At 49.6% G+C, this 15,245-nt stretch carries 6 protein-coding genes, 3 tRNA genes, 3 rRNA genes and 2 pseudogenes; 13 read left to right on the forward strand and 1 reads right to left on the reverse strand.

Features of this window, described 5'->3' with window-relative positions; all coding sequences use genetic code 11:
- Nucleotides 1-104: 104 nt before the first annotated feature.
- Nucleotides 105-186 (reverse strand) — tRNA-Leu (locus H9L05_RS12850).
- 315 nt (nt 187-501) lie between these two features.
- Between H9L05_RS12850 and H9L05_RS12855 the strand changes: the two genes are divergently transcribed.
- From H9L05_RS12855 to H9L05_RS12920, 13 genes and pseudogenes are all read left to right on the forward strand, one after another.
- A complete protein-coding gene (locus H9L05_RS12855; protein WP_187731316.1) occupies nt 502-2,712 on the forward strand; it encodes a RelA/SpoT family protein in 2,211 nt (736 codons plus the stop codon).
- 213 nt (nt 2,713-2,925) lie between these two features.
- Nucleotides 2,926-3,396 (forward strand): Fur family transcriptional regulator, encoded by a 471-nt coding sequence (locus H9L05_RS12860; protein ID WP_187310274.1) that lies wholly within the window; start codon nt 2,926-2,928, stop codon nt 3,394-3,396.
- On the forward strand, nt 3,393-3,740 hold the full coding sequence (locus H9L05_RS12865) for an STAS domain-containing protein (RefSeq protein WP_187731317.1): 348 nt from the start codon (nt 3,393-3,395) through the stop codon (nt 3,738-3,740). The genes H9L05_RS12860 and H9L05_RS12865 overlap by 4 nt, the downstream gene beginning before the upstream one ends.
- Nucleotides 3,740-5,011 carry an adenylosuccinate synthase gene (locus H9L05_RS12870; protein ID WP_187731318.1) on the forward strand — a complete coding sequence of 424 codons (1,272 nt, stop codon included), beginning with the start codon at nt 3,740-3,742 and terminating at the stop codon, nt 5,009-5,011. Before H9L05_RS12865 ends, H9L05_RS12870 begins: the two co-directional genes overlap by 1 nt.
- A 686-nt stretch (nt 5,012-5,697) precedes the next feature.
- Nucleotides 5,698-7,210: ribosomal RNA gene (locus H9L05_RS12875) — 16S ribosomal RNA — on the forward strand.
- A 108-nt stretch (nt 7,211-7,318) separates the two neighbouring features.
- A tRNA-Ile gene (locus H9L05_RS12880) sits at nt 7,319-7,392 on the forward strand.
- A gap of 29 nt (nt 7,393-7,421) precedes the next feature.
- A tRNA-Ala gene (locus tag H9L05_RS12885) sits at nt 7,422-7,495 on the forward strand.
- A 204-nt stretch (nt 7,496-7,699) separates the two neighbouring features.
- Nucleotides 7,700-10,611: ribosomal RNA gene (locus tag H9L05_RS12890) — 23S ribosomal RNA — on the forward strand.
- Between the two features lie 84 nt (nt 10,612-10,695).
- Nucleotides 10,696-10,807, forward strand: a 5S ribosomal RNA gene (gene rrf / locus H9L05_RS12895).
- The 16S, 23S and 5S rRNA genes sit together here with 2 tRNA genes alongside, the layout of an rRNA operon.
- 188 nt (nt 10,808-10,995) lie before the next feature.
- On the forward strand, nt 10,996-12,930 hold the full coding sequence (locus H9L05_RS12900; protein ID WP_187731319.1) for a BatA domain-containing protein: 1,935 nt from the start codon (nt 10,996-10,998) through the stop codon (nt 12,928-12,930).
- Nucleotides 12,931-13,077: 147 nt separating this feature from the next.
- Nucleotides 13,078-13,629 carry a DUF4199 domain-containing protein gene (locus H9L05_RS12905; RefSeq protein ID WP_187731320.1) on the forward strand — a complete coding sequence of 184 codons (552 nt, stop codon included), beginning with the start codon at nt 13,078-13,080 and terminating at the stop codon, nt 13,627-13,629.
- A 49-nt stretch (nt 13,630-13,678) separates the two neighbouring features.
- A pseudogene (locus H9L05_RS12910) lies at nt 13,679-14,205 on the forward strand (DUF4199 domain-containing protein).
- A pseudogene (locus H9L05_RS12920) lies at nt 14,198-15,183 on the forward strand (glycosyltransferase family 2 protein). The pseudogenes H9L05_RS12910 and H9L05_RS12920 overlap by 8 nt, the downstream one beginning before the upstream one ends.
- Nucleotides 15,184-15,245 lie beyond the last annotated feature (62 nt).

Here is a 15,245-nt window from a genome sequence, read left to right on the forward strand (position 1 = left end):
GGTGGTCGGTTAAAGGGTAATGGAAAAGAAATGGGCCGGCAGCCGGTGAAAAAGAAACCCCCAACGGTTGGGTTGAGGGTTTGGGCATTCTTTAAACTACTAAGTGCGGATGGAGGGACTCGAACCCACACGCCTTGCGGCACCAGATCCTAAGTCTGGCACGTCTACCAATTTCGCCACATCCGCCGCAAGGCCAACTGCCTCGGGGCCGCAAAGCTACACAACGAGTCGGGAAATTCAAACCAACTCCGCAATGAGTAGAGAATGATTATAGTAATCCTGCGAAAATTTGCCCCCCAAGCACTTTATTTGATGAAATTCAGCACGGCCAGGTTTCCTTTTGAAGACCACTACGTTCCTTCAAAACCTGATTTTGCCCCCCAGCTATTGAGTCGCACCTTTTTAAGCTGCAGTATTGTTGTAAACACGACTCGTCCGCTAATCATACGCTGAGTTCGTACTTTCGCAGATAACCACGGGGCTTTGGCTCCGCCCGCGTACATGGCTACCCTTATTGATCCTGAAGTAGAGCGCAACGAAATTCTGCGGCATTATCGCCGCTTACTTCGTACTGCTAAGCCTTATTTGCACGGCAACGACGCTAAGCTTATTAAAAAAGCCTTCAATACTTCCTTGGAGGCTCATAAGAATATGCGTCGCAAATCCGGGGAGCCATACATCCTGCATCCGTTGGCGGTAGCGCAGATTGCGGTGGAGGAAATTGGGTTGGGTACCACGAGTATTGTTTCGGCCCTGCTGCACGACGTGGTAGAGGATACGCCGATGGAAATATCGGATGTCGAACGTGAGTTTGGGCCCAAAGTGGCGCGCATCATTGATGGGCTGACCAAGATTTCGGGCGTATTCGACTATGGTACCAGCGAGCAGGCCGAGAACTTCCGCAAGATGCTGCTTACGCTTTCCGAGGATGTACGCGTCATTCTGATCAAGCTTGCCGACCGCTTGCATAATATGCGGACGCTGGAGTCGATGCCCCGGCATAAGCAGCTCAAAATAGCCTCCGAAACTATTTACTTATACGCTCCGCTGGCGCATAGATTGGGATTATACGCCATCAAAACCGAGCTGGAGGACCTTTACTTAAAGTACACCGACACCGAAGTATATAACGACTTGGTGACGAAAGTGCGCCAGAGCCGTAGCGCACGTAATCGCTTTATTAAGGAGTTCGTCACGCCTATCGACGAGGAATTGAAGGCCCAAGGCTTTGATTTTGAGATAAAAGGCCGCCCCAAATCAATTTACTCCATCCTGCGCAAAATGCGCAAGCAGAACGTGACCTTCGATGAGGTGTATGATTTGTTTGCCATTCGCGTTATTCTGGACGTGCCGCCGGAGCAGGAAAAAGCCGCCTGCTGGCAGGTATACTCCATCGTCACTGACTTTTACCAGCCCAATCCCGATCGTCTGCGCGATTGGGTAAGTACACCCAAAGCCAATGGCTACGAGAGTCTGCATACCACCGTTATGTCGCGCACAGGGCAGTGGGTGGAGGTCCAGATTCGCTCCAAGCGCATGGACGATATTGCCGAAAAAGGCTACGCAGCCCACTGGAAATACAAAGATACCGGCACCGTACAGCCTGAATCGACGCTGGAATCGTGGATTGCAAAGGTGCGGGAGATGCTTGAGACCAATAATTCCAGCGCGCTGGAGTTTATGGATGAGTTTCGGCAGAACCTCTTCGTCAAGGAAGTGTATGCTTTTACGCCCAAAGGCAAGCTGGTTATTCTGCCAGACAAGGCAACGGCGCTGGATTTTGCCTTCGACATTCACTCTCAAATTGGCTTGCAGTGCCTGGGGGCCAAAGTCAATCAGAAGCTGCAGCCCTTGAGCTACCAGCTCCGCAACGGTGATCAGGTCGAAATCCTGACCTCTCATAAGCAACGACCTACGGAGGAATGGCTACAGTACGTAATTACATCAAAAGCCCGCTCAAAGATCAAAGAGTATTTGCGGGATGATAAGCGCTCCAAAGCGGAGGATGGGCGCTATCTGGTAGAGAAGCGATTAGAACTACTTGGTGTTGAGAATAATCAGGAAAATCTGAACCGCTTGCTTGCTCATTTCAACCTTTACAACGCGCAGGATTTCTTTTATCGCTTGGCAATCGGCCAGCTCGATGGGCGGGAGATTAAGGTGGAATTGTTCGATCCAACGATTGAGTCGCCTCAATTACCTTCTTCCTTAGACCCTAGATCCTTCGATCAGGAGGTGCAGAAGATTCGGGGGGTGAATGCTAATATGCTCGTCATTGGTGAGCATACCGACAAGTTCGACTATCATATTGCCCCCTGCTGCAATCCGATTCCGGGTGACGATGTGTTTGGTTTTGAAACCGAAACCGAAGGAATTATAATTCACCGCACGTCGTGTCCGCAGGCGGTTAAGCTTATGTCGAACTACGGTAGCCGCATTGTGCGCGCCAAGTGGACCGATCAGCTGGAACTTGCTTTCCTTGCCGGCATTCGCATCAAGGGCTCCGACCGGGTTGGGTTGGTGAACGACGTGACTCGTATTATCTCCAACAGCCTGAAAGTCAATATGCGCTCCATCACCATCGATTCCAATGATGGGATGTTTGAGGGTCAGATAATGGTCTTTGTCAACGATACGGACCACTTACACAAGATGATTCAGCGCCTGAGCAAAGTAAATGGCGTACTGTTGGTGGAACGATTCGCTACTTAAGTTCTTAATAGTCTTAGTGAGCCCTAGTTAGTATAAAAGAATAGGCTGGAGGCTTTTTGTCGGTCTGCAATTGGGTCAACAGTTATTCTATCGAGCAAAAAAGCCCCCAGCGCTGGATAAAAATTTGGTGATTTAAGCTATCGTCTGAAAGTTGAGCCCGCTAACTCACTTTGCCCGCTTACCTTTGTTACTCCTTATATATAAGGTTGCAGAATGCTTGATAGAGATAAATTTGAGGAAGTGAAGAAAATTTTCACTGCCTATTTAGAGAATAAAGGATTGCGCAAGACCTCTGAGCGCTACGCTATCTTGGAGGAAATATACTCTCGTACTGGCCATTTTGATGTTGAGGAGCTGTATACCGGCATGAAAGCGCAAGGCTTACAAGTGAGCCGAGCCACTGTATACAATACGCTTGACTTGCTAGTAGAGCACGGATTGGTAAGCAAGCATCAATTCGGGCGTAATTTGGCTCAGTATGAGAAGTCCTATGGCTATCGTCAGCACGACCACGTCATCTGTACGGAGTGCCACAAAGTGGTCGAATTCTGCGACCCTCGTATTCACGGCATCCAGACCATGGTCGGGGAACTTTTGAATTTCCATATCTTGCACCACTCTTTGAATCTGTACGGCGTTTGTGGTGATTGTCGCGCCAAAGCCGCCCGCTTACTTTCTGAATGAAAACTGAATCCGCCGTTCAAGACGGTATCCTCTTCGTTCGCCTCTCTGGCGACCTCATCGGCAGCCCCGATTCCCAACCTCTGCTCCAACTTGTCAACGACCACCTTGGTGAGGGGTTAAGTTATTGTGCGATTGACTTGTCTAACGTGCGCTTTATTAATAGCACGGGCATTGGGGTACTAGTCTCTATTCTGACAAAATTCCGCAATCAGGGCGGCGAGCTAGTGCTTATCAATCCTTCTGACCTTGTCCGTAAGCTTTTGGTCATTACCAAGCTCGACGCCATCTTTAATATTGCGGCTGATGATGCATCAGCTGCCGAACAATTGAAAGCTACAACCTAATGCCAGTTGACGTACTTGTTGGATTACAGTGGGGAGATGAAGGGAAAGGTAAAATTGTAGACGTGTTAGCCCCCACGTACGATGTGGTAGCCCGTTTTCAGGGTGGCCCCAACGCTGGCCACACGCTTACCTTCGATGGTTTGAAACATGTACTACACCAAGTACCATCCGGTATTTTTCACCCGCATATTATTAATGTAGTTGGTAATGGCGTCGTACTCGACCCCGTAGTATTCCGGGGAGAGCTACAAAAGCTAACTGACCGAGGAGTAAGCTGGGGGGCAAATCTCTACATCTCCAAAAAGGCGCAACTCATCCTGCCATCTCATCGTGCTCTCGATCGTATTTCGGAAGAGATACGTGGGGGGGGCAAAATTGGCTCAACACTTAAAGGCATAGGGCCCACTTACCAGGACAAGATTGGTCGTACTGGGCTGCGAGTAGGTGATGTACTACTTCCAACCTTTCAAGCCCGTTATGCTGAGGCAGTAGCCCGACACGCGCAGTTTGCTTCCTTTCACGGTCGGGATCTTGAAATTGAAGCGTTAGAAGAGGATTTTTTCTCAGCTGTCGAATTCCTGCGTACCCTTCAGCTTACCGATACAGAGTATTTGCTTAATGATTTGTTGCGCCAAGGAAAGCGTATTCTTGCTGAAGGAGCTCAAGGCTCTTTGCTCGACATTGACTTTGGTACTTATCCTTTTGTTACCTCATCTAATACCGTCGTTGCAGGGGCTTGCACTGGCCTAGGTATTGCTCCTCGTCACATTGATCAGGTATATGGTATCACCAAAGCTTACTGTACTCGTGTAGGTAGCGGCCCTTTCCCCACTGAGCTACATGATGAGGTAGGGGAGAGGATTCGGCAGGCTGGACGTGAATTCGGCTCTACTACTGGTCGGCCACGTCGTTGTGGTTGGATTGACTTGCCATCTCTGCGCTACAGTATCATGCTTAATGGGGTAACAGAACTCCACCTGATGAAGGCCGATGTACTGGATGAGTTCACCGAAATACAGGTATGCACTCATTACAAGACGTCCGATGGTAACGATACAGACCTCTTACCGGATTATGAAGCATTACAGGCATTAACTCCTGTTTATACCACATTACCCGGGTGGCGCACCGATTTGCAAAATATTTCAACAGCTAATGATCTACCTGTCGAGCTTCAATCGTATCTGCAATTCCTTGAGCGTCATTTAGAAGTACCTATCCGTATTGTTAGTGTTGGCCCAGACCGAGTAAGTACTCTTCACCTAAACTAGGTAAAAAGGTACGGTGGGCCTTGACTTATTCAATACTCGCCGTACCTTTGTCATCCTGTTCAAGCAATCGGCTTACAGTACTATTTATTTGAGAATTTCAGCTGTTTCTCTTGGAATAAAGGCTAAAAGCATATTATCTTTGTAGCCCTTTCGCTCAAACGGAGCTTTGTCTAGGATGTTCTGCTTTTCAATACTTACTATATTGAAAATGGAAAGGATTTGAACTTAAAATAATGGTAAGAAGTCAATAGGTCATTATGATCGTTAGCTAATATAGCTTGGTCATATTGGAGCGAAAATAAATCTTGTTCTGTCCTTGACAATTGGTTTTGAATTATAGTATCTTTGCAGCCCGCTTCAATAGGAAGGGGCTTAGTAAGTTGAAAAGTAAAGAAGATTTAATTTCTCTCTCTTTAACTTGCAAATAGAAAAAAGTATTTTACCTTTGCATCCCCTAACGAAAAGACGTTTAGGATTGCAGTAAGGAGAGAGCTACGGGAGTAGCGGCAAGGTTAGCTCAACAGGAGCTAGCGCACGTTCTTTGAATGATTGGAAAAGACAAATTGGTAAGGCTGCCGGCGGTAGGCAACTACCCACGGTAGCAAGCGTAACAAACGAGTTCAACACAAAGAGTTGGATCAAGCACTCGACAGCAGCTTAGGTTCGCCTAAGTGAAGAGAATTTATACAATGGAGAGTTTGATCCTGGCTCAGGATGAACGCTAGCGGCAGGCCTAATACATGCAAGTCGAACGGTGGTAGCAATACCATAGTGGCGCACGGGTGCGTAACGCGTAACCAACCTACCTGGATCTGGGGGATAGCCCGCCGAAAGGCGGATTAATACCGCATAAGACTACAGTGTGGCATCACAGAGTAGTTAAAGATTTATTGGATTCAGATGGGGTTGCGTAGCATTAGCTAGATGGCGGGGTAACGGCCCACCATGGCGACGATGCTTAGGGGACCTGAGAGGGTGATCCCCCACACTGGCACTGAGATACGGGCCAGACTCCTACGGGAGGCAGCAGTAGGGAATATTGGGCAATGGGCGAGAGCCTGACCCAGCCATGCCGCGTGCCGGATGAAGGCCTTCTGGGTTGTAAACGGCTTTTCTCAGGGAAGAAAAAGAGGATGCGTCCTAAACTGACGGTACCTGAGGAATAAGCACCGGCTAACTCCGTGCCAGCAGCCGCGGTAATACGGAGGGTGCAAGCGTTGTCCGGATTTATTGGGTTTAAAGGGTGCGTAGGTGGCCCGTTAAGTCCGGGGTGAAAGCCCACAGCTCAACTGTGGAACTGCCCTGGATACTGGCGGGCTTGAGAGTCGTCGAGGGTGGCGGAATGGACGGTGTAGCGGTGAAATGCATAGATACCGTCCAGAACCCCAATTGCGTAGGCAGCTGCCTAGGCGACATCTGACACTGAGGCACGAAAGCGTGGGGAGCGAACAGGATTAGATACCCTGGTAGTCCACGCCGTAAACGATGGATACTCGTTGCCAGCGATAGACTGTTGGTGACTTAGCGAAAGCGTTAAGTATCCCACCTGGGGAGTACGCTCGCAAGAGTGAAACTCAAAGGAATTGACGGGGGCCCGCACAAGTGGTGGAGCATGTGGTTTAATTCGATGATACGCGAGGAACCTTACCTAGGCTAGAATGCGCGTGACCGCTTGAGAGATCAAGCTTTCCTTCGGGACACAAAGCAAGGTGCTGCATGGCCGTCGTCAGCTCGTGCCGTGAGGTGTTGGGTTAAGTCCCGCAACGAGCGCAACCCCTACTTTTAGTTGCCAGCATGTAATGATGGGGACTCTAGAAGGACTGCCTGCGCAAGCAGTGAGGAAGGCGGGGACGACGTCAGGTCATCATGGCCCTTACGCCTAGGGCTACACACGTGCTACAATGGCCGGTACAGAGGGTCGCTACTGCGCGAGCAGACGCCAATCTCACAAAACCGGTCTCAGTTCGGATCGGAGTCTGCAACTCGACTCCGTGAAGCTGGAATCACTAGTAATCGCGTATCAGCAATGACGCGGTGAATACGTTCCCGGGCCTTGTACACACCGCCCGTCAAGCCATGGAAGTCTGGTAGACCTGAAGCTGGTGCTCGTCACAGAAGCCAGTTAGGGTAGAACAGGTAACTGGGGCTAAGTCGTAACAAGGTAGCCGTACCGGAAGGTGCGGCTGGATCACCTCCTTTCTGGAGCTGATCCACCTCTAGAACTCTAGTCGTTACACGACAACCCTACCAATACGTCTTTTCCTCTCATTCAAATAATTTTTCGGATTCGATTCTAAATCGAAACCCGGGCTAGTAGCTCAGGTGGTTAGAGCGCGACACTGATAATGTCGAGGTCCGTGGTTCGAGTCCACGCTGGCCCACAGGGGAAGGCGGAGAAGGCAGAACACACGGGGGATTAGCTCAGCTGGCTAGAGCACCTGCCTTGCACGCAGGGGGTCAACGGTTCGAATCCGTTATTCTCCACGCAGAATTACTCACAAATGGTGAGTGAACTCGGAGAGTACAGAGTATATACTAATAAGCGAGGCAACTCCTTATTAGTCCACTGTCTTCAACAGGAAGACACACGTTCTTTGACGTAGGATAACGAGTAAGAAGAAAAAGAAAGAAGCGAGGATTACTTCAATGTAGTTTCTTGTTACGAGCCCCCTGCCTTCGGGCGGGGACAGGTAAGTAAGCAAGGGCACACGGGGGATGCCTAGGCTCTCAGAGGCGAGGAAGGACGTGATAAGCTGCGAAAAGCCGCGGGGATTGGCACATACGAGGTGATCCGCGGGTATCCGAATGGGGCAACCCACCTGTGTGAAGCACAGGGGCCACTACTTTTAGTAGTAGTGGGGCAAACCCGGGGAACTGAAACATCTAAGTACCCGGAGGAACAGAAAATAACAATGATTCCCTAAGTAGTGGCGAGCGAACGGGGACGAGCCCAAACCGCGCTGGTTACGGCCAGCACGGGGTTGTAGGACCTCAACATCTGATTGTTTGATTTTAGCTGAACGACGTGGGAAAGTCGACCAGAGACGGTGAGAGTCCGGTAAGCGAGCAAGTCAAGCACGGTAGAGGATTCCTGAGTAGGGGGGGACCGGAGAAATCCCCTCTGAATCCAGCGGCACCATCCGCTAAGGCTACATACTCCTGAGAGACCGATAGTGAACCAGTACCGTGAGGGAAAGGTGAAAAGAACCTCGAATAGAGGAGTGAAAAGAACCTGAAACCGTGTGCTTACAAGCGGTCGGAGCCTTCTAGTGGGGTGACGGCGTGCCTTTTGCATAATGAGCCTACGAGTTACTCCTCCCTGGCAAGGTTAAATGACTCAAGTCATGGAGCCGCAGCGAAAGCGAGTCTGAATAGGGCGCAGAGTCAGGGGGGGTAGACGCGAAACTTTGTGATCTACCCATGACCAGGGTGAAGGTTGGGTAAAACCAACTGGAGGCCCGAACCAGTTTCCGTTGAAAAGGATTTGGATGAGTTGTGGGTAGGGGTGAAAGGCCAATCAAACTGAGAAATAGCTCGTACTCCCCGAAATGTATTTAGGTACAGCGTCGGCGTTGAGTTACGTGGAGGTAGAGCTACCGATTGGACTAGGGGGTGTCAAAGCCTACCGAATCCAGACGAACTCCGAATGCCACGTAATATAGCCGGCAGTGAGGCGTGGGGTGCTAAGGTCCCATGCCGAGAGGGAAAGAACCCAGACCATCCGCTAAGGTCCCTAAATTCGGACTAAGTTGAACAAAGGAGGTCCACTTGCCTTGACAGCCAGGATGTTGGCTTGGAAGCAGCCATTCATTTAAAGAGTGCGTAACAGCTCACTGGTCGAGCGAGAGGGCATCGATAATACGCGGGCATCAAGTCCGGTACCGAAGCGATGGATTTGCATTATATGCAAGTGGTAGGGGAGCATTCTAGCAGCGGTGAAGGTATCCTGTCAGGGGTGCTGGAGCGGCTAGAAAAGCAAATGTAGGCATGAGTAACGATAAGGCGGGTGAGAAACCCGCCCCCGATAGACTAAGGTTTCCTGCTCAACGCTAATCGGAGCAGGGTTAGTCGGGACCTAAGGCTACGCCGAGAGGCTACGTCGATGGACAGCTGGTTGATATTCCAGCACTTACAATGAGAAGTGATGCAGTGACGCAGAAGTGAAAGCAACGCGGGCGGACGGAAGTGCCCGTTGAAGCGCGTAGGTATAGAGACAGTAGGTAAATCCGCTGACTTTGCTGAAACGTGATAGTACCCTACGGCCTCGGCCACGGGGATAGTTTGCCTAATCAGACTGCCAAGAAAACCTGCTAAGCGTTTTAATCTTGTTGTAACCCGTACCGCAAACCGACACAGGTAGTCAAGGAGAGTATCCTGAGGGGCTCGAGTGAATCACGGCCAAGGAACTCGGCAAAATGGACCTGTAACTTCGGGAGAAGGGTCGCTTCCTCTGCGCAAGCAGAGAAGCCGCAGTGAAAAGGCCCAGGCGACTGTTTAACAAAAACACATGACTTTGCGAACGCGTAAGCGGAAGTATAAGGTCTGACACCTGCCCGGTGCCGGAAGGTTAAGAGGGGAACTTAGTCGCAAGGCGAAGGTTTGAATCGAAGCCCCGGTAAACGGCGGCCGTAACTATAACGGTCCTAAGGTAGCGAAATTCCTTGTCGGGTAAGTTCCGACCTGCACGAATGGTGTAACGATCTGGGCGCTGTCTCAGCCGTGAGCTCGGTGAAATTGTAGTCTCGGTGAAGATGCCGAGTACCCGCCACGGGACGGAAAGACCCCGTGCACCTTTACTATAGCTTGACATTGACGCTGGGTAACACATGTGTAGGATAGGTGGGAGGCTATGAGCCGGGGGCGCCAGCTCTCGGGGAGCCAACGTTGAAATACCACCCTTGTGTTACTCGGTGCCTAATCTCCGAGACGGGGAAACAGTGTCTGGTGGGTAGTTTGACTGGGGTGGTCGCCTCCAAAAGAGTATCGGAGGCTTTCAAAGGTCCGCTCAGTACGCTTGGTAACCGTACGCAGAGCGCAATAGCAGAAGCGGGCTTGACTGTGAGGCCTACAAGCCGAGCAGGGTCGAAAGACGGATATAGTGATCCGGTGGTTCCGCATGGAAGGGCCATCGCTCAAAGGATAAAAGGTACGCCGGGGATAACAGGCTGATCTCCCCCAAGAGCTCATATCGACGGGGAGGTTTGGCACCTCGATGTCGGCTCGTCACGTCCTGGGGCTGGAGAAGGTCCCAAGGGTTCGGCTGTTCGCCGATTAAAGTGGCACGCGAGCTGGGTTCAGAACGTCGTGAGACAGTTCGGTCCCTATCTGTGGTGGGCGTTAGAGATTTGCGAGGACCTGTCCTTAGTACGAGAGGACCGGGATGGACCAGCCGCTAGTGCACCGGTTGTGGCGCCAGCTGCAGCGCCGGGTAGCTACGCTGGGATGAGATAAGCGCTGAAAGCATCTAAGTGCGAAACTCACCTCAAGATGAGATCTCTTATATAGGAAGAGTCGTGGGAGACGACCACGTGGATAGGCTATAGGTGGAAGGTCCGAAATGGCCGAGCCGAGTAGTACTAATGACTCGAACACTTACCCAATACAGCTCTTTTTCTCCTTTCTTCTTACCCGTTACCTGCGTCAACGTTATTTGTTGTGTCCGCGAACAGGACACGACCGCCAGTAATGGTGGCTTTAGCCCGGGTGTTCACCTCTTCCCATTCCGAACAGAGCAGTTAAGCCCCGGAGCGCCTATGGTACTACCTTCACCGGTGGGAGAGTCGGTCGCCGCCAACCTTACTTTGCCGCAGCCCCCCAGCGTCCCCATACCGGATGCGGGGGGCTGCCCTCGTTTATAGCCCCCCACACCTCGAGATGCTAGCACCTGAGTGCTAGCTAGATTTAACCCTATTATAATAATATAAGTAACATATTAGAATACGGATTTGATGATTGATGATCTTTTGTAAAATGCATTTTTGACAATGGCGCTACTATTTCCGTGGTTTTTATTGGGCCTATTTGCTGTATCAATTCCTATCGCTATTCACTTTTTTGAGTTACGTAAACCGCAACTCGTTCACTTTACTAATGTCGGATTCATTAGAGAAGTGAAGTTGGTTACGGCGCGCCAAAGGAAGTTAAAGCATTTACTTGTTTTGTTAGCACGGATTGGGTTCGTTCTATTTCTAGTATTAATGTTTTGTCAACCGTTTATACCTGCTGCAAAGAATGATGTAAAACAAGGTGAGTTCGTCTCAATGATTATTGACACATCACCAAGTATGCAAGCTCAAGGTAATGATCAATCTTTGTTAGATAAAGCTGTAGAAGAGGCTAACGGTCTCGTGAATATATATCCAGCAACAACGCAGTTTAAGCTTTCTCCAGCAGCTAATTCCTTAAATAAATCCGCTTTCCAAGCTGCTACAGAACAGCTTACCGTATCAGGACAAGCTGCAGGGTTAAGCGCATTGATAGCTAAAGGAAAGGGGCAAATCAGCAGAGATGAGAATGGACAAACTTTCATTTTTTCTGATTTTCAAAAGAATGATTTTTCTCCGAAGTCTTTAGCTCAGATTGACTCTGCGGAAAGTGTATTTTTGGTGCCCATAACTCAGAATGTAGCCACTCAAAATGTCTATGTTGATAGTGTATTGCTAGATGATGCCTTCGTGCGGCGTGGAACTGATATCCTACTGCGGATTCGATTGCGCAATGGTGGACAAGAATCAGTGGATAACTGTCAGGTAAAATTATTTATTGGCGATAAACAGGCGGCAGTATACCGTGCGTCCATTGGAACGGGAAGTTCGACAACAACTTCAGTAAGAGTTCGCATTGATAACAATGAGCTGCAACGCTGTAGGGTGGAAATTGAGGATTTCCCCGTAACCTTTGATAATACTTATTATTTTACGCTGCAGCCTTCACCTCAAATACGCATTGTTGATTTGGCTGCAGGCGAACCAGCTACGCAGCGTTTGTATGCAAACGAGTCCCTATTCTCCTATAGCAAAAGCACTCCAAAGGCTATAAGCTATTCCAAAATAGAAGGTGCTAACCTTGTTTTGGTGCAGCAACCACGTGTGGATGCCGGCTTGCGCGAAAGTATAAAGAGGTTGGTTGATAAGGGCGGGTCGGTAGTTATTGTGCCACCCGCAATTACCGCAGGTCGTACGTCTTACACTCAGTTATTTAAGGATTTGGGAATAGGCTCAGTACAGTGGGAGCCAGCGCCTAATGGCGCGCCAAACTTAAGGGATGTAGCTACTCCAAGCCCACAAAACCCTTTCTTCAAAGACGTATTCGCAGCCCGTAATCGGCAGGCAGTGATGCCAAAAGTCTCGCCCGTATTACGATGGTCAAGATCGGAGACAGACATTTTGCGTCTACAAGATGGCGATGGCTACTTAGCCAGCTTCAACAGCGGACGTGGTACTGTGTTTTTATTCTCTGCGCCTTTCGAGACTGAGTATTCAGACTTTACTAATCATGCTCTATTTGTGCCGGTTATGTATCGTTTGGCAATGGAAAGCTTCCGCAATGATCAAGATCCAGCTTATCGCTTGAATCAAAAGACGGTAGTAGTGGCAGTGCCAGAGGCGACGGACAATACTGAACAGGTATTTAAGCTGACAAAAGACAGCTTGACCTTCATTCCGGTGCAGCGACTACAGGCTGGAGAGCTACGTTTTGATGTTCCGCCCGGAATGCAGATTCCTGGCTTTTATCAACTCATTCGTAATGGTCGTACTGTTAAAACTTTAGCATTCAACGTTGACAAGAAAGAATCAAATTTGGCGCGTTACTCAGCGGAAGAACTACGTACCTTGATTGGCAAAGATTATCCGAATATTCAGGTTTACGATGCGTCTGGGGGCAAACTGTGGCAGCGCAATATAGTGCCGAGCGTATAGGCACACCGCTATGGCAGTATTGCCTATGGGCTGCTCTGGCCTGTTTATTAGCTGAAGTATTGTTGCTTCGTTTTATGACGAGGCGTAAAACAGTGGAACCAATGGCTGTGGCTGCCTAAGAGCCATCTTAGGCGCCCGTCTATTATCTTGCTGCATCACCTTTCAAATCCCGTGAACCCAGCCACAGAATCTAAGCGACTTATTGTACGTCATGCTCTCCGCTACGGAGTTGGGGCTGGAATCATCTGTATTATTTGGGTAATTGTTCTCTACCTGACCGATAATAACCCCTATGGACCAAAGCGACTGCTGAGTGTTTTTGTCCCGCCATTAGCTGCCTTATTATGTCAATGGGTAGTCCGGCGCTCCTTTTTACCTGACGGGCCGGGCTTCCGACGTGTATTGATGGCCGGGATTCTGACGACAGTGTTGGCTGCTGTCACATCGGCGACTGGCGTATATGGATTCGCTCGAGCTACCGGACAAGCACCAATTGATCGGCATTTATCAGAGATGAAAGCTCTTCTGGAGGCTAGTAAGGACGAATTTATAAAGCAGGCAGGAGGCCAAGAACAATACGAGCGTGCCCAGCAAAGCCTCGCTCATACGCCGCAGGCGTTGGCATCTGATGATTTTGAGAAGAAATTACTGTTTGGATTGATCTTAAGCTTTCCTGGAGCCGTTTTTTTTAGAAAATAACTACGTTCTTGTTGCTAGTTGTTCTTCTTACTCTCATTCTTCTAACTCCATGGAAAATACTTCTACTCCGGTTTCCACAACCTCTGTTGGCTTGCGCTACGGGCTGCTGACGGGTATTGTATCCATTATTTATTCCTTTATTCTGCTGGCAGCTAATCTGGAGCAGAACACTGCGCTTTCCCTTTTAGGGATTGTCATCTTGATTGGTGGTATTTTCTTAGCGCACAAAAATTATAAGGAGAATAATGGCGGCTTTATGTCTTATGGCCAGGGCCTTGGAATTGGAGTCATATTGAGCTTGGTCTCTGGTCTTCTGGGGGCATTTTTCGCTATGTTTACATGGAGTTTATTGATCCGTCAGCAGCCCAGCGCGCGATTGAGCAAACGCGTGCCAAGATGGAAGAAGCGGGTAATATGAGCGACGCTCAGATTGATCAGGCTATCCAGATGTCGCAGCGTTTCGCTACTGGCCCAATTGGCATTGCAGTGGCCATCCTTGGATCAGCTTTAATAGGCTTTCTGCTTACACTTATTATAGCTGCTATCACGAAACATAATCGTCCTGAATTTGAGTAAGCGTTTGCCGCAGCATTTTCCTGTTGAAATATCAGTCGTAATCCCGCTGCTCAACGAAGCAGAATCATTACCAGAGCTAACACGTTGGATTCATCGGGTATTGGCTCAGCATGGGCTCACGTATGAAGTCATTTTGATAGATGACGGCAGCACAGATGACTCGTGGGAGGTAATTGAGGAGTTGGCGCAAGCTGATACCCATTTGCGCGGCATCCGCTTCAATCGTAATTATGGTAAGTCGGCGGCTCTCAACGTAGGCTTTCGGGCGGCGGTTGGCCGCGTGGTGTGCACCATGGATGCCGACTTGCAGGATTCGCCGGAGGAGCTGCCCGAGCTCTACCGCATGATTACGGAAGATCACTATGACCTGGTGAGCGGCTGGAAGAAGAAGCGTTTCGACCCACTGAGTAAGACCATTCCAACCAAGCTTTTTAACGGCGTTACGCGCTGGATATCAGGCATTCAACTGCACGATTTCAACTGCGGACTCAAAGCCTATGACCAGCGCGTGGTGAAAGGCATTGAGGTGTACGGGGAGATGCATCGGTACATCCCGGTTATTGCCAAGTGGAACGGCTTTGCCCGCATTGGGGAGAAGCCGGTACAGCATCAGGAGCGCAAGTACGGCGTTACGAAGTTTGGCCTGGAGCGCTTCGTCTACGGCTTTCTGGACTTGCTAAGCATCACCTTCGTGAGTCGGTTTCGGCGTCGGCCCATGCACTTCTTTGGTACGATGGGCACCTTATCATTTCTGCTCGGAATGATCATCACTTTATGGCTTGGGGGCAAAAAGTGTATTTGGCGCTGAACAACTTAAAAGCCCGCGACGTAACAGCCCAGCCGTTGTTCTTTCTGGCCTTGGTAGCGGTAATAGTAGGAGTTCAGTTGTTTTTAGCGGGTTTTTTAGCCGAGATGATTTCTTTGAGCGGAGCCCGCCGAAACGACTACTTAGTACGCGAGAAACTGAATATTAAATAGCGCAGTAGCCCGTGGTTGGTAAGCGTCAGAACTTGCTGAGCACGGGCTACTTTTTTATCTAT

This window comes from Hymenobacter qilianensis (genome assembly GCF_014489555.1).
Taxonomy (GTDB): domain Bacteria; phylum Bacteroidota; class Bacteroidia; order Cytophagales; family Hymenobacteraceae; genus Hymenobacter; species Hymenobacter qilianensis.

Excerpts from the sequence above, each read along its gene's own strand:
- H9L05_RS12855 (WP_187731316.1), top strand. The coding sequence starts at position 502 with ATGGCTACCCTTATTGATCCTGAAGTAGAGCGCAACGAAATTCTGCGG.
- H9L05_RS12860 (WP_187310274.1), top strand. The coding sequence starts at position 2,926 with ATGCTTGATAGAGATAAATTTGAGGAAGTGAAGAAAATTTTCACTGCC.
- H9L05_RS12865 (WP_187731317.1), top strand. The coding sequence starts at position 3,393 with ATGAAAACTGAATCCGCCGTTCAAGACGGTATCCTCTTCGTTCGCCTC.
- H9L05_RS12870 (WP_187731318.1), top strand. The coding sequence starts at position 3,740 with ATGCCAGTTGACGTACTTGTTGGATTACAGTGGGGAGATGAAGGGAAA.
- H9L05_RS12900 (WP_187731319.1), top strand. The coding sequence starts at position 10,996 with ATGGCGCTACTATTTCCGTGGTTTTTATTGGGCCTATTTGCTGTATCA.